The following is a 15,918-nucleotide window of genomic DNA, read 5'->3' on the forward strand; positions in this document are numbered from 1 at the left end:
TCTACACTTACGTCCTTCTTGCATTTATTTTATCTATTATGAAAGCGCTTTGAAATTTCAAATAATTAATAAAGGTGGAGAAATATAAGATGATTATTGAAACTAAAATACAAAAACAACCCTTCTCCATCTGCGGAAAAGAGTTGTCTTGTTCTGTTTCTATAAATGAAGTATTCTATCAATTAAAATAAAACATTTCTCAATTAAAATAAAACATTTCTCAATTAAAATGAAAAATCACAATAAAACATGACTTTCCCTATAAAGAATCTTTAATTACATCGGCTGTACCCGCAATTGCTGCACTGCTTGCAGCCTTCTATATTAATCAATGATGCTGAACCGCAAGAAGGACAAAGGTCGAGCGAGCTTGCGCTGCTGCTGCGGCTTTTTGCTGTGTCTGAAATGACGTTAATTGCCACTATTGATGCAGCTGTTTTTGATGCAGCTGTTGCGGATGAACCTTTATTCAAGCCCTTGCCAGCATCACCTGCTTCAGTTGCATCCCCGCTTTCCTCCCGCTGTTCAACTTCTGCCTGCTGCAAGTCAGCCGCCGCTATATGCTGCTCCAACGCTTTCGCTACGGCATCAGCGATCGATTCCACGCGGTTTGCGCCAAAGCCAATCGCACCTGTGCCGCCGATCCCCTTCAAGTGCTTGATCAACAGCTCCACCTTATGACCGTGATCCCCATAACGAAGAAATAAAGAGCAGACCCGGCCCAGCGCTTCCGCCATGGCGAACACGTCGGAGCCAGCTTTGCCGACATTCAGAAAAATTTCACCCGGCGAGCCGGAGAGATCATTGATCGTAATATACGCCATGCCGAATGGCGTATTTACTTTGTAGGTGGCACCGCGCAGCACCTGCGGGCGATTTTTGTACGCTTTGTCCAGCGTTTTCGGACTAACAGCAGTTGTAGCTGTAGGAGTTGTTGGCCCTGCTGCGTCCTGTACATTCTCAGCATTTGGAGCATCTGGAGAAGCGATTGCCTCCATAATAGCATCGGCACCACGATCATCCAATCGAGCTGCTTTATCCTCGCTATCCGCCGCAGATGACGGCTGAGGCTCCACTTCTTGCTCTTGTTTTTTCTCCTTCTCATCCGTCGTCGACAGCACCTGCACATCCCTGCTGCCGTCGCGATAAATGGTCACGCCCTTGCAGCCAAGATCGAACGCCAGCTCATAAAGCTCCTTCGTCTCTTCCACCGTAAAGTCATTCGGGCAGTTCGCCGTCTTCGAGATCGAGCTGTCCACCCAGCGCTGGATTGCTGCCTGTACCCGAATATGGTCCTTCGCAGACAAGTCCATCGCGGCTACAAAATAATCCGGCAGCTCCTCGCCAGGATGCGAATCCTTCCACTGCTGGGCAATCGGAACGAGCTGCTTGTCATAGCCAAGCCTGCTTTGGCGGAAATATTCAAAAGCAAAATACGGCTCAATGCCCGTCGAGGTGCCGACCATCGTTCCCGTACTGCCCGTTGGCGCCTGCGTCAGCACGGTTACATTTCGAATGCCATGCTGCTCTATAGCAGCTCCAATCTCAGGATAATGCGACGTCAAGCTTCGCATAAAGCCGCTTTGCAAAAATTTATCTGCCTCAAAGGCTGCAAAAGCGCCTTTCTCCGCCGCAATTTCCGTAGAAGCGAGATACGCCTCGCGGGCCATAAACCCGTACAGCTTATCGAGAAAATCGAGCGATTCTGCGCTGCCATAACGGATTTGCAGCTTAATTAGCAGCTCCGCAAGCCCCATCGTGCCGAGCCCGACGCGGCGCTCGCGCTTCTGGTTCGCTTCATTTTCAGGAAAATGATACGGTGTGGTGTCAATGACGTTATCGAGGAAACGTACCGACCAACGCGTCACCTTCGCCAGCTCCTCCCAGTCGACATCATGCTGCTGCTCATTATAGAAACGCGACAGATTGACCGCTGAAAGATTGCAGACGCCCCAGCCGGGCAGGCCCTGTTCGCCACATGGATTAGTACTAGTAATCCGATTGAAATACCAACTATTCGACATCTGATTATAATATTCCATAAAAACGACGCCGGGCTCTGCCGACTTCCACGCTGATTCAATAATCATGTGCCAGATTTCGCGGGCGCGGACTGTTTTGTACAAAATCACCTTTTTGCCGAGTGCCCGCCAAGCGTCCATATCTCCAGTCCAAAGCTCGTTGTACTGTGCATCCTTCGTATCGGGGAATACGAGCTCCCACTCTAAATCTTCCTTTACGGCTTTCATAAAAGCGTTGCTGACGCATACAGATAAATTCGCGTTCGTCACCTGGCCCATCGTCTGCTTGACAGTAATAAAATCCAGCACATCGGGATGCCAGTCGTTGATCATCAGCATTAAGGCGCCGCGGCGGCTGCCGCCCTGCTCAATCAACCCCGTCGTATAGCTGAACAGCCCGCCCCATGATACCGCTCCGCTAGAGGCGCCATTAACTCCTGCGACAATGGCGCGGCGCGGACGAAGCGACGATAAATTAATGCCAACGCCGCCCCCGCGCGCCATAATTTCCGTCATTTCCGTCAACGTCTGCATGATGCCGCCGCGGCTGTCTGCCGGAGAAGGCAGCACATAACAGTTAAACAGCGTCAACTCCTCGCTTGCACCTGCTCCCGCTGCAATTCTGCCGCCCGGCACGAGCTTCCAGTCATCCAAAATATAGCGAAAACGCTCCGTCCATTCCGCCTGCTTCTGCTCGCTGCCTTCGACTCCGGCCACCGCCTTCGCCAGACGATCCCACATTTCGTCCGGAGTCTGCTCAATGGTCAGCGTCAGCTTCTCAACCGCCGCCGTTATACGCTCACCGTTTCGGAGCTGCACCTCCACCTGGTCCCCCTCACGGGCAACGATCTCTCCGACTTCCTTCGTCGGAAACTTTGGATCATCTTTTGTCAGCACCAGCACGATATCGCCAGGCTTTGCGCTGCTGGAATCAGCATTTTTCCAGGCATAACGATCGAGAAAAATTTTCTCGCTGAGCCCCTCCAGCCTGCCGCTGCCTCTCCTATTTTCATTCAAGGTTTGTTTCTTCTCCATAAGTAACGCCGCCTCTCCTCGCATTTGCAAAAACCCGCCTATTTGCCTCCTAACACGGTGTCCCACTCTAGGCTAAATCCGATATATTGTGTCTAATTATCATTATAACATACTACATATTGTGTTTCTCCTTCGTTTCCAGCCAAAAACGCCCAATTTTCCCGTTGACCAAAGCCTGCGCTTTCCTTTGCTTGTCCTCACGCTTTTTTTGGCCCTTTCTTATGAATAGGCGATGAAAGGGCCATACTAGAAACAAAGATTTCAACCTACTCATTTTGTTCGATTGGACGATGATGATTGGCTTAAACGATGAAAGGAGCTGCTCCCTTGTCTTTAGATAATAAACAACCGCTACACGGATCTTCCGCCGCTCCAGATGCTGCTCTCGTCACCCGCAAGCTTCATCCGCTCGTAGATTTGCAATATGACCGTTCGACCTTTGACGAGCTGCAAAACCGTATCGCCAAAAACGGGCCATGGGACGACTGGACCTTATATCAGCTATCGATGGAGGCGGAGCAAGCGAAGCGAATTGAAAGCTTCGAGCAGCTGCAATGCTTGCGCAGCCTGCCGATGCTTGAGCCGATGCCCCATCAAATCTCGACCGCGCGCAAGGTGCTGCATGAAATGGGCGGACGCGCCATTCTCGCTGATGAGGTGGGACTCGGCAAAACGATCGAAGCTGGACTCGTGCTGAAGGAATACATCGTCCGCGGGCTCGTGCGCCGTACGCTCATTCTGGTGCCAGCCTCGCTTGTGCTGCAATGGGTGCGCGAGCTGAATCAGAAATTCGGCATTTCCGCCGTTGCCCAGAAAAAAGCCCATACGTGGCATTATGACGTCGTCGTCGCTTCGATGGATACAGCTAAACGCGATCCGCATCGCGACGTCATTCTCGGCACTGACTACGATATGGTCATCATCGACGAGGCGCATAAGCTCAAAAATAAAAAAACGACCAACTACCAGTTCGTCACCGAACTGCGCAAAAAATATTGCCTGCTGCTCACCGCAACGCCGGTGCAAAACAATTTGGACGAGCTGTACAATTTGATCACTCTGCTCAAGCCCGGCCAGCTCGGCCGCCAAAGCGAGTTCGCCGCCAACTTTGTCGTGGACAAGCGTCTTCCCAAAAACGAGGAGCAGCTGCAAACGGCACTGTCCAGCATTATGATCCGCAATCGCCGCGGCGACGGCGGCATTTCTTTTACGAAACGTTTTGTGAAAAATATTCCGCTGCAGCTGTCAGCTGACGAGCAGGCGCTTTACGACGCCGTGACTGCCTTCGTGCATGAACGCTACGATGAGAGCGGCCCCGACCTGAGCAGCATGCTGTCGCTGGTTACGCTCCAGCGCGAAGTTTGCAGCAGCCGCGACGCTGTCTTCCTGACTCTCGTCAATATGTTCAAAAAGACGGCTGAGGATTCGCCCGTCCGCGCAAAAATATGGGAGCTCGTCGAGTTTATCAAAAAAATTGAAGCCAATACGAAGGCGGAGAAGGCGCTTGAGCTCGTTAAAGGCATGAATGATAAAGTCATTATTTTCACCGAGTATCGGGCTACGCAGGAGTATTTGCTGCAATATTTCCGTTCTCACGACATGATTGCCGTCCCTTACAGGGGCGGGATGAACCGCGGCAAAAAGGATTGGATGATGGACTTGTTCCGCGGGCGGGCCCAAGTATTGATTGCAACAGAGGCGGGCGGCGAAGGCATCAACTTGCAGTTTTGCCACCATATGATCAACTTCGATCTGCCGTGGAACCCGATGCGCGTAGAGCAGCGGATTGGCCGCGTCCACCGGCTCGGACAAACCGAGGATGTCAAAATTTACAACCTATGCACCCTCGGGACGATAGAAGAGCATATTGTGCATTTGCTGCATGAAAAAATTAATATGTTTGAGCTTGTTATTGGCGAGCTGGATCATATTTTGGAGCGTTTTGAGAAAAAGGATGGCTCGCTGGAGCAGCAGCTTGCCCGCATGCTGCTTGAATCAGGCGGCAGTGAAACGGAGCTGCGCGAGAAAATCAGCGATCTCGCCTCCTCGATTACGCAAATTCGCGAAGAGGTGCAGCAAGGCCCTGAGCTTCAGGCAAGCGCGCAAATAGTGTCACAAATGACGGCCCTCGGGCAGACGGTGGAGATTAGACATGAATGAGAAGCAGGTACACAAGTTTGTCCAGCGATATTTGGAGGCGACGCAGTGCCAGGTTTTGGAGAAATCGCCCTGCCATTTCACCGTAAAACTGTCTCCTGATGCGGATCGGGAGCTGACGAACCGCCCCTACTACTGGAGCTTCGTTGACCGTACGAATGCTGCTCCCGAGACGATGACCTACCTGCTCGTAACCGACCGCGAAAAATATGACGCCGCTCAAGCCGGGACATTGCCCGCGCAGCAGCGCTTGCCAGGCGGCGCCGTTGGAGCGGCGGACATAGTAGCGGGCGCACAAGGAAACGCAGGTGCAGCAGCGCTTCCCGGTGCAGCAAGCAGCGTGAGGCCTGATTCGGGCATTGGCAGCGTCTCCGCCAAAGCAAGCCCAAGCCCAGCCGCACCCGCACACGGAAACGCGGCTGGTTCAGCATCGGCGTCGCCAGCCGTCTCTTCATCTGGCGCTGCCGAAAGTGCCGATAGCAGCGCAAATCCAGCTGCTGCTGGAACGGGCCAAGCGGCAGCAGCTGATGCTGCGCTTGGCCGCTCGCTCGGCTTCGTGCACGGCAATATCAATCAGACGGGGCTGCGCATTCCGCGCGAGGAAATGTATTTTGGCTCGCGCAAGCTGGATCAGCTGTTTGGTGCGGCAAAATCGAAGGGCAGCTACGTCTTTCTTTTTCAAGAACCGGAACGTGGTGCCGCCTCGCCCTACAGCTCTACCCCTTACACCGCCTGGCTCGGCATCAATATGCGCGTGGAGTTCGCCTGCGACCGCAAGCGCGAGGAAATACACAGCTACGGCATTTCGCTGGCAACGGGGCATTGCACCGAGCAGTTCCATGATCGGCTTCAGCGCCTCAGGCTCACGCCGCGCCTGCCCGCGAACATTCATTTGGCGAAAAACGGCCTTTCCTTTAACAAGGCGCTGTCTATTATGGAGCAGGCGCTCGAACGCAAGCTGAGAAGCTACGATTATGAATGGGCAGGCGCCGCAACCGAGCGGCTGGAAGAGGAGCTGGAACGCATCCGGCTGTATTATGAGCCGTTAATTGAGCATGCGGCTGACGATGAGCTGAAGCAAAGCGTACGCGAGCAGTACGAACAGCGCCAATCGGAAATCCGCTGGCAATATGAGCCTCGCGTGACGGCTTCCGCCATTAACTGCGGTATTTTCCACCTGGAAGGTATCGAATAGACGAAGATCAGACCCGATCCGCACCATTGTGGCAAAAAAAGAACGGGACAGGCTGCTGCATGCCTGACACATTCCAACAGCCTTCTCCCGCTCTGCCTTTTATAATGAAGCTGCGAGTTAATAATAGGCAGCATTCGCCACTTTAGCGATCTGCCTCATGAAGAAAAGGGTGAATTTATTGCTGAGCCAAATTCGGAAGCTAATGATCGGCGCATTATTATTAAGCGCTTTATTATGGACAAGCAGCCTCCAGCCCCCGCAAGCTGCCGCCATGCCAGAGCAGGAACAAGCAGGCCAATCGTCCCTCCTCGCCCATGTTCAAGCTTGGACCGAGCAGCTCGCAGTTCAGCCTGCTTTCAAAAGCTGGCAAGGGGCAACGCTCAGCATTTCCGCGCTTGGCCCTGGCACACACAGCTGGATGGCCAGCGTTATTCAGCACAAAAAAACCGTCGGCTACCTCGTTGTCCATGCAACGGAGAGCGGCGGGTTTGTTTTAGGCGAATATGGGCTTGGCGACTACCTATATAATTTAACGACGCTGCAGCAATCGCTTCAGCGGCTCGAACTCATACCTTCTGCCATTACGAGTACGCCGCTATATGTTCATCCACTGCTGTCCGTATGGAAAATTTCCGGCAAGTCCACTGCATTTACCGATGCCATGAGCGGTGAAGCGCTCCCGCTGACTGCTTCTCTCTGGAGCGCCGAGGCAAGTCAGGAGCTTAAGCTTATTCAAGTACAAACGCCCATGGCCGCCACTGCAGGCATTGCCAAAGCGGTATCCAATGCCTCATTCAGCCCTTACGAGAGGCTGCAATGGCTGACAGATGCTCCTGTAGACAAGGCTGAATCCAAAGGCTCTATAAAGCTGCTGAACATTTTGGACAAAAAGAAACACCTTACCTATACTGCGGCAAGGTTTAATGGCGACATGCTGTATGTGTGGTCGGCAACGGGCTATCACAGCTGGAATAACGGCGCTGTCTACATTGCCCTTGAAACAGATGAGCTGGGCGAAAGCCAGCGTTATGTGCCGCTCACCCTGCTTGTTGAGCTAGGCGACTTTTACCGCTGACGCTCGCTTTTTCCGCGCCACCACATCATTAGACTGACAGGTCCCCAGCCGAACCAGCGCGTCAGCCATGGCTCCCTAATCGCCTTCGCTGACGCTTTCATTTGCTTGCGTTCCCCTTTTGGTTTCTCCATATATTCCACAACCTGAACGGTCACATATTTGATTAAATCATCCCCGCTGGCCATTTGTGTCGCACTCCTTTTTGCTTAAGAATTAAGACATTCGCTTGTGCAGACAAATGCTTCTTGAGCCTGTTGCTTCCCAGAACAATTGATGATATCAGTTTGCCCTGTCATCTCCAAACATAAACATGCATGAGATATCCTCCATTGAGCCACGATATAGCTAAGACCAAAGCCTTTCAAAAGGAGGATGGCATGTGCTTGCTTGCTTTCGATGTTTGATCATTACACTGCTTTTCTGCCTTCCTGCCCACTCCGCATCAATGGCAGCAGGAGAAGATAACGCTTCAAAAGATGAAGCATCTCCCCCCTCCCAACAATCCGCCCCGCATGCTGGGCATTGGACCATGCCCTCTTCCGTCGTACTCATTGATGCAGGACATGGCGGCATAGATGGCGGGGCAACAGCTGGAGGCGTAGTGGAAAAAGACATTAACCTTGCTGTAGCCAAAAAGCTTTATTTGCTTCTTAACAGCCAAGGCATTACCGCCGTGCTGAATCGCACGGACGATTATGCGCTTAGCGACGATAATCGCTGGCATGTTAGCGGTTCCCGGCATAGGCGCGATCTGTCGCAAAGACGGCAGCTGACCGAGGAAATTCCTACGCAGCTGCTCGTCAGCCTGCACGTCAATTCGACACCCGACCGCTCGGAACGCGGACCGCTGGTGCTGCATCAGAGCAGCGGAGAAAGCGCGCTGCTTGCTTTCTGCATTCAGGATACGCTTAATCGCCAGCAGCGTACGCGCTTTCTTCCAAGGGAGGGCAAGCCGTTTTATTTACTTAGACGCGTATACCAACCAGCCGTTATTGTAGAAATGGGCTTTGTCAGCAATAGCGATGATCGAACGATGCTGACCGACCCCCGCGAGCAGCTTCATATCGCATCAGCAATCGCTTCAGGGATTCGGCAATACAAGCTGATCACCAAATGATTGCAGCACCATATCCGATAGCTTGACGAAGGAAACAGCGGCGTTCATGGCAGGTATCGACTGTCTAAGAACAGCCGCTGTTTTTTTGCCTGGAGGCCCCACATGACCGATTACGACGCAGGTAACATGCGTAGCAAGATGCTTTTGCACTTCATTCATCTGCTTGCTAATATGCTGCATCGTATACACATCATCGAGAAAAACATCGTTGGACAGCAGCGGTACGCCAACCTCCTTGGATACCTTCGGTACAACCGTCTTATAGGTCGTCCGGCTATCGAGGAAAAACAACCCGCGCTGCTTGCAAACGTCAAGCACGATACGCATAATCCGCTCATCCGCAGTCACCTTGGACCCCATATGATTATTCATGCCAATCGCATGCGGCACATTGTCAATGGCCGCATTGATCCGCTTGCGGACTTCGTCATCGCTTAGATCTGCCGTAATGGCTCCGGGACCGAGCCATTTTTTCAGACCCTTATTTGGCTCCATTGGCATATGCACAATGACATCATGCCCAAGCCGGTGCGCCTCCTCTGCATCTTTTTGCGTAGAGGGCATAAACGGCATCACTGCCGCAGTAAACTTGATCGGGAGCTTCAGCATTTCCTCCGTCCCATCCATATCATTGCCGAAATCGTCAATGACGATGGCAAGGTGCCGCTGCTCCTGTGCAGGAGACTGTGCTTCATTCGATGGTTTTTGCGGAACGGGCTGCGTCTCCAAGACCATTTGCTGCTGGGTCTGCTGTTGTTGCTGCAATGCAGGCGAATGCTGCTCGGCAGCAACAACAGAAGCCGTTCCTGTCCCATTACTCATAGACAAAACCAGCATCGTAAGTCCGAGCAGTTTAACCGCCTTCTTTTTCCATAAATAGCTTCTCTTCACGTTCACACTTCCACACTCCTCATTCGCTATCTACGCGTCATCACTCATTCCCTTTCATTGTTTGTGAACTTGCGCCAAAATATGCTGAATGCTGGAAATTAATTCGCCGTTATTCTGCTTCCTTTGTCACATATCGCCAAAATCACCAATTCCATAGTAAAATAGCTAGGAAGGATGCTGGATATTCATTTATGAGGAGGCGATTCGTTATGCTCGCTTTAAATAGCTTGATTTGGTCGGAACTGGAAGGTCCTTATGGCTTCGCCGATGCTGTACCGGAAATGCTGCAGCAGCTAGCGCAAAATTATGGCTCAGAGGTCAAGGACGAGCTTTACTGGGAACAGCTTTATCATCAAAATACGATTTATTCGTGCACTTACGCTGCGGTGCCTTATTTGGCGGAAATCGCCCTGCGCTCGAACGACCCGGAGGTGAAGCTGGATATTTACATGACCTGCGGCTTATTTGAAGCAAACAATAGTTGCGAGTTTACATCGGAAATGCCTGCAGAATTTGAGCAATTAGTACCCTCTATTGATGCAAAGGCACGGGCTGATATTTATCTTTCTTATTATGATGCTATCAATAAGCTTGGTGAAATGTCCGAGCAGCTTGCCGCCTACGCCGAGCCCAATAAAGATGATTCCGAGAAACGTTATATCGCAATCGCCGATGCTGCCTTTCACGGAGAACGAGCCGCAGCAAATATGCTGCAAACCCATAGCATCGGTGATGAATATGTCGCTTCATGCCCTTCTTGCGAGCATGAAACATTCATTTGGCCGGATGAGAGCGGGGAGAAGCTTGTCGCGTACAAGGCAGATCCCGTTTTCAATGGCAAGGATGCGCCTGTGAATATTACCCCTGCTGATCCTGCAAGCTCGGAGGAATCCAGCCTTCGTTATGTATACAGCCGAGCTGAGCGTTTGGGGGATGAGCAGCTTAAGGCACAGCTGCCCTATATGGCCGGACATACGAATTGCCCTGCCTGCGGCGAGAAATTTCATATTTGGAAACAGCTGCTTGCCCTCTATAACTAAAAATAAAGCTCTTTCTATTTCATTTTTCCACCTCATTCTACATAAAGGCAGCGTGATCTTTTGCATAAATCATTTTATATTATTTGGACGATCATCCTATTATTGATTGGCTCTATTTTACTTGGCTATTTAATAAACAAAACGTTGCTAGGCTACTTCTCGCCAATGAGGACTTTTCCGACCGAGCATGCCGCGAATACAGAAGTAAGTATAGAAGCAACTCCAGCATTTGAAGAGGAAGCTTCCGCTTTCGAAGATGAAACTCACTCCCCATTGTCTGAAAAAGAGTATTGGGACAATGAAGCAGAAGAAGAAGAACTGCCCGAACAAATAGCGGAAATGGAGGGCGAAACAGGAACCTTCAAAATTTGGGATGACTTGGATGATTTGCAAGCGACATTTAATGAGGCCGCTTTGCTGATGTATCCTTCGATTCAATTAGGTGAAATAACCGTTAAAAAGGGCAGCGCTGGAAGCTTATTTTATAATTATTATTTCTCGGATACTCATAAGCTAGACGGAATAATTAATCCAGTAGACGGTAGTATCGGAAGATTAACTATCCATATCCCTATCGATGCAACACCTGAAACGTTAGATTATTTTCTAAATACTATACACATTGCTATAGCGGCCGCTAATCCGCTTTCGAAAATTAATACGAATGTTGAGGACATATTAATTTCTCTTTTATATGAGGATTCCGATTTTGATTACTACAATATGGATAATTGGGTTGAAGAAGAAGGAATAACCTACTCCATTAGCAGCGTAGACGGTCATGGTATTTGGTTTAACATATATGAGAGCCCGAAGTAATGGGATACACGCCAGTGATTACGCAGTTCATTAATCTGAAAATTTCAAATTCTTAAAGCCAACTTGACTTCCCCCATGACAACATGCTAAATTAAAAATGTAAATTTTGCATGTGCGGTCGTGGCGGAATTGGCAGACGCGCTAGATTCAGGTTCTAGTGGTGTAACAGCCGTGGAGGTTCGAGTCCTCTCGACCGCATTAAATTTTCAACTAACAGGTTCGTGAAATGGCTCTTAGAGCGATTCACGAACCTGTTTTTATATGCTTTTGAAATTCAAGCTATTGCACGCTCATCCCAAATGCATCTGCAATGAGCCTATAGGAATGGATTCGCGCTTTCTCATCATAAATCGGGCTATTAATGAGAATCTCGCCAGCATTGTATTCCTTGCCCATCTGAAGCAGTTGTTTCTTTACCTGTTCCGGCGTACCGATAACCCGCCGCTGGCGGGTTTGCACAATATGAAGCCGATCCTGCTCCGTATACGGATAATCGGCTGCCGTCTTCACAGAGGGCAGAAATGGCACCTCCAGACCTGTTTGAATACCGAGGAATAACAAATCGCTGCTCATCGCCAAGCGATTCGCTTCTTCTTCCGTTTCAGCGCAAATCACAATAGTTGCAATTATTGAACGTGGATGATTTATTAATACGTTGTTAGATTTAAAATGCTCGTTATAATGCTGCATCGCCTCTTCTCCGCCAGGCGTGCCGAAAAACTCCGCGAACGCATAAGAAGTGCCCAGCCTTGCCGCTATTCTTGCACTCTCACCACTGGAACCAAGCAGCCATATTTCAGGTGCCGTCGAAATAGCAGGTGCAGCGAGCAGCTTCTCAAACGGATGCCCAGCAGGTATTGAACCATGCAAATAGCCGATAATATCCTGCACCTGCTGAGGGTATTTATTCACATCAACGAATTTATCCTGTTGTAGCGCTCTGGTCGCAAGCGGCATGCCGCCCGGTGCCCGACCCAAACCTAAGTCGATACGGTTTGGATGAAGCGCCTCCAGCAGCCGAAAATTTTCAGCAACTTTGTAGGCACTGTAATGAGGAAGCATGATACCGCCAGAACCGACCCGAATACGGGAGGTAGCAGCTGCCAAATGGGCGATCAGCACCTCCGGACTTGAGAAAGCAAGCGCACGCATGGAATGATGCTCGGACACCCAAAAACGGGAGTAGCCTAGTTCCTCCGCCGCTTGTATGAGACGAGTCGATTGCTGCAGTCCTTCTGTGGCTGTTTGGCCTTCAGGGACAAGTACTTGGTCAAGCACACCTAATTTAATCATATTGATCATTCCTCCTATTCCCTGTGGGCTTACGGGTAAGATCCAAGACAGAAACGGGTATATTTATATTTCCATTACTATCCACTCGACGATCCGCCACGATGACAAAAAAATAAATGCATTCGCACGCATATATTATTGCACGCCAAATATTGCATGTCAATATCATGTAACTCTCTTAAAAAACTACCTATTACAGGTTACACGGTCTCCATGAGCCCTAATTTCTTATTATGTCCTTTTCAAATTAAAACAAAATGGACTTGAAACAAAACAAACGTTATCATAGATTAAATGGATTTATGTATAACCCCTTACCATACGATAATCACAGGGCTTCATTTTATAGAATAGGAGAATCTTATTATGAATAACGAACTTTTAGATAATTGGTTATCCCTTTCGCATATTCAAATGAAAATAAATAATAAACTCGAAATTGCATTTCAAGATAAACATAATATAACCTTGAAAGAGTTTTATGTGCTCTATCATTTATTACTAGCAGATGATAAAAAATTGAGACTACAAGACCTACCTGATTTGGTTGGGCTAAGTCAAAGTGCTGTATCCAGACTTGTGACCCGGCTAGAAGCAAAAAATTGTAAGGGCCTTGAACGGGATGTTTGTGAGGGCGATCGCCGCGGTGTTTACACTCGTCTATCTGCAAGAGGTGAAGAAGAAGTAAGGAAATGTATCGATACCTTTCATCAAATTTATGTCTCTGCTGCTTCTGAACAGAACATTAAACAAGAATTACAAATACTCATTAAAAAAATATAACCTTATCCGTAACTATTCAAAGCCTATTACTATGGTGGCAGATCATGCACCCTAAATCATTTAAGTCCAGATTAGTATTATTACCTCCCTCTTCATTAGAGGGAGGCTTTTTCATGACCTTCATTCACTATGAATGAACCGCTTTTTATCGTTTGTATATACGCCCTAACTGGGCATAAGGTTATTTCGTCGAAGAACCAAAATCAGTAATCTTCAATTTTATTTCAAAGGTTACGGGAACCTGGCTGAACACTTCGTCCCAGTTGTCCTTAACCTTTTTCCATTTATGCGGATATTTAATAGCGAGAGATTTCCCAAATCCAGCTACGTCTACTTTGTATTTCGACTGCATTTTCTCCATCACATGATCAATCATCGTCGTTAATCTTTTTTCAAAAACCTTCTCTGTTTCCTTTAAATAAGTTAGCTTGGATGGATTTTCTTCCGTATCCCAATTTTCAATCAATCTCCCGTCTGATTCAATCGCAACGTGAAAGGAAATATCATCCCCCTGTAGTTTTGCAGTCATTTTACTTTTCATGGATTTAATCTCATAGGTAATGATTTCATTTCTCCAATTATAACTTTTGATTACTCCTCCTTGGCCTGTTCCTTGAATCCAGGATAAACTTTCCACATTTTCTTGATTCAAATCGCCAATCCATTTGCTTGAATCGCCCTTAATGATACCTGCACCTGAGAATTCTATCTCCCCCTTAGAACTAACGATATTTTGCAGCAAGAAGCTTTGTTTGGAATGAATCAATCCATCAATCCGAGTCAGATTGACCTCTTTCATTACCTTATTGGTTCTAAAACTATTATTGATCATCGAGTTTATCCGAAAAGCGGGAACTTCTTCCGGTTGATTACTAATAAAGGTGTCATAAGCCCTCTCCTTGCTAAAAAATACCCGGCAGCTTGGACGAATATCATTATCACGCAGCACGAAATCCATTAATTGGTCCATCTTTTGCTGTTGTGCCAATTTTGTCGATACTACAATGACCTTGAGATGATGCCCGATGACTGGACGCTCCCTTCTTGTTGAGTATTGGCGCATAATTTCAAAGACAGAATCCCCTGTCAGGCGCAAATTTGAATATTTCAATAGCTGCTTCTCTTTTGACTTTTCTTGCCGTTCGAACGATTTTATCGGCACAATTTGTATCGTAGCTGTAATCAGATTTTTTTTATTATAATTGGCGCCTTGTCTTTCCAAATCGCGTTCAACTTTAGGCCGTTCACCTACATCTAGAGCCAGGCCTGCATAGACGCTTAAATCCTCAATTTCTTTACTGCTCCAGCAGCCTAGAGTGAAAATAAGCGACGATAATAGAAGGAGAGCTAGCCATTTTTTAACTCTATACATGATGATTCAAAACCTTCTTCCTAAAGAACAATATGACAGTAAGCAAGACAGGCACGAGAAAAAATAAAAAGATCCCTATTTTGCCTATCGAATCTCCCAGCTTAAACACTTCATTTATTCGCTTAGGCAGCATCGTAGTGATAAATATAACGGGTATTAATCCAAATATCACCGGGTGAATTTTAAGGTTAAAGACCTGAGAGATCCCTAACGAAGCATTAAAATAAAAGCTGGTGAAATTGCAAAATAACTGCATCATCCAGATGACCAAAAACGGAAACTCAAAACGTTCAAAAATTAACCCGGTAATTTCAAAGCTTCGCAAAAGGTCGATGGTAGGCCATGTGCTATTCATTACCGAATCTACAGACATTCCTCCTATGACGACAACTACGGTCATAAGATACAGCACAAAAGGAACGCCTATGCCTGCGAAGGTCGCTCTGACTGCCCGCTCAGGATGCTGCATATGGGCAACGAGAGTCATAATGACTTCACATCCTGTAAAAATAAGTACAGTTGATTTCAACCCCTTAAATACGGGAACGACGCCTTCACTCAAAACAGGGCGCAAATTGTTAATATCAAACAAGCGGATACTCAGGAAATATGAAAACACCAATATTAGAATGCTGATCGGGAAAATAATTTGAAAAACCCGTGCAATGGAATTAATCCCTCCAAAACAAATATAGGTACCCACCCAAATAAAGGGAATGACAATGGCCCAAATCGGAGTTCCTTCCAGCAAATAATACAAGGTTACCTCTGCAAGTACCCTTATTTCAAAACCAGCAATAATAATATAATAAATAATTAAGCAGATGCTTAAAACTCCGCCAGGCACTGAGCCTACAATTCGTTTAGAGTATTGATATACCGTATCATTAGGAAATTTCTGACTTAATTTTACCATGATCATCGTTACTAAAATAACGATAATGCCGCCTAGCAGCACAGATAGCCAGACATCCGGTGTTTGTGCAGCTTCGATTACACCTCGGGGCAAGGTCAAAATACCAGCCCCCAGCACTGAATCCGTAATAAAGATCGAGGTTTGTGTGGTGGTGATTTTATCATCGTTGCGAATAAACACGTCTGCGCCTCCTCTCTAAGCCGT

General features: G+C 48.1%; 13 protein-coding genes and 1 tRNA gene. 8 read left to right on the forward strand and 6 right to left on the reverse strand.

All coding sequences use genetic code 11. The features are described 5' to 3' along the window. Window positions 1–272: 272 nt before the first annotated feature. A complete protein-coding gene (locus tag BBD42_RS28985) occupies window positions 273–3,056 on the reverse strand; it encodes an adenosylcobalamin-dependent ribonucleoside-diphosphate reductase (protein WP_099520979.1) in 2,784 nt (927 codons plus the stop codon). A 417-nt stretch (window positions 3,057–3,473) separates the two neighbouring features. Between BBD42_RS28985 and BBD42_RS28990 the strand changes: the two genes are divergently transcribed. The 3 genes from BBD42_RS28990 to BBD42_RS29000 all read left to right on the forward strand — a co-directional run bounded on the left by BBD42_RS28990 (window position 3,474) and on the right by BBD42_RS29000 (window position 7,483). After that, window positions 3,474–5,216: a DEAD/DEAH box helicase gene (locus BBD42_RS28990; RefSeq protein WP_237163570.1), complete on the forward strand. Its 1,743-nt coding sequence runs from the start codon at window positions 3,474–3,476 to the stop codon at window positions 5,214–5,216. Beyond that, window positions 5,209–6,408 carry a YqhG family protein gene (locus BBD42_RS28995; protein ID WP_237163267.1) on the forward strand — a complete coding sequence of 400 codons (1,200 nt, stop codon included), beginning with the start codon at window positions 5,209–5,211 and terminating at the stop codon, window positions 6,406–6,408. Before BBD42_RS28990 ends, BBD42_RS28995 begins: the two co-directional genes overlap by 8 nt. Window positions 6,409–6,565: 157 nt before the next feature. Then, entirely contained in the window at window positions 6,566–7,483 is a 918-nt protein-coding gene (locus tag BBD42_RS29000) for a hypothetical protein (RefSeq protein ID WP_150131616.1), read from the forward strand. Here the strand turns inward: BBD42_RS29000 and BBD42_RS29005 are convergent. Then, window positions 7,474–7,668: a YqzE family protein gene (locus BBD42_RS29005; RefSeq protein WP_056041798.1), complete on the reverse strand. Its 195-nt coding sequence runs from the start codon at window positions 7,666–7,668 to the stop codon at window positions 7,474–7,476. The two genes, BBD42_RS29000 and BBD42_RS29005, sit on opposite strands and share 10 nt — an antisense overlap. Window positions 7,669–7,862: 194 nt before the next feature. On the opposite strand from BBD42_RS29005, the gene BBD42_RS29010 reads away from it, so the two are divergent. After that, a complete protein-coding gene (locus BBD42_RS29010; RefSeq protein ID WP_237163268.1) occupies window positions 7,863–8,600 on the forward strand; it encodes an N-acetylmuramoyl-L-alanine amidase family protein in 738 nt (245 codons plus the stop codon). Here the strand turns inward: BBD42_RS29010 and BBD42_RS29015 are convergent. Then, window positions 8,565–9,335, reverse strand: coding sequence for a divergent polysaccharide deacetylase family protein (locus tag BBD42_RS29015; protein WP_099521857.1), 771 nt, complete (start codon window positions 9,333–9,335; stop codon window positions 8,565–8,567). The two genes, BBD42_RS29010 and BBD42_RS29015, sit on opposite strands and share 36 nt — an antisense overlap. Window positions 9,336–9,700: 365 nt before the next feature. On the opposite strand from BBD42_RS29015, the gene BBD42_RS29020 reads away from it, so the two are divergent. From BBD42_RS29020 to BBD42_RS29030, 3 genes are all read left to right on the forward strand, one after another. Continuing rightward, window positions 9,701–10,531: a hypothetical protein gene (locus tag BBD42_RS29020; RefSeq protein ID WP_099520982.1), complete on the forward strand. Its 831-nt coding sequence runs from the start codon at window positions 9,701–9,703 to the stop codon at window positions 10,529–10,531. A gap of 60 nt (window positions 10,532–10,591) precedes the next feature. After that, a complete protein-coding gene (locus BBD42_RS29025) occupies window positions 10,592–11,350 on the forward strand; it encodes a hypothetical protein (RefSeq protein ID WP_099520983.1) in 759 nt (252 codons plus the stop codon). Window positions 11,351–11,464: 114 nt separating this feature from the next. Beyond that, a tRNA-Leu gene (locus BBD42_RS29030) sits at window positions 11,465–11,548 on the forward strand. A gap of 81 nt (window positions 11,549–11,629) precedes the next feature. On the opposite strand, the gene BBD42_RS29035 is transcribed toward BBD42_RS29030, so the two are convergent. Beyond that, window positions 11,630–12,643: an LLM class flavin-dependent oxidoreductase gene (locus tag BBD42_RS29035; protein WP_099520984.1), complete on the reverse strand. Its 1,014-nt coding sequence runs from the start codon at window positions 12,641–12,643 to the stop codon at window positions 11,630–11,632. Between the two features lie 366 nt (window positions 12,644–13,009). Between BBD42_RS29035 and BBD42_RS29040 the strand changes: the two genes are divergently transcribed. After that, window positions 13,010–13,426 (forward strand): MarR family winged helix-turn-helix transcriptional regulator, encoded by a 417-nt coding sequence (locus tag BBD42_RS29040; protein WP_099520985.1) that lies wholly within the window; start codon window positions 13,010–13,012, stop codon window positions 13,424–13,426. Between the two features lie 181 nt (window positions 13,427–13,607). Here BBD42_RS29040 and BBD42_RS29045 read toward each other — a convergent pair whose 3' ends face one another. Next, entirely contained in the window at window positions 13,608–14,798 is a 1,191-nt protein-coding gene (locus BBD42_RS29045) for a Ger(x)C family spore germination protein (RefSeq protein WP_099520986.1), read from the reverse strand. After that, on the reverse strand, window positions 14,791–15,894 hold the full coding sequence (locus BBD42_RS29050) for a GerAB/ArcD/ProY family transporter (RefSeq protein ID WP_099520987.1): 1,104 nt from the start codon (window positions 15,892–15,894) through the stop codon (window positions 14,791–14,793). The genes BBD42_RS29045 and BBD42_RS29050 overlap by 8 nt, the downstream gene beginning before the upstream one ends. Between the last annotated feature and the right edge of the window lie 24 nt (window positions 15,895–15,918).

The organism is Paenibacillus sp. BIHB 4019 (genome assembly GCF_002741035.1).
Taxonomy (GTDB): Bacteria; Bacillota; Bacilli; order Paenibacillales; family Paenibacillaceae; genus Pristimantibacillus.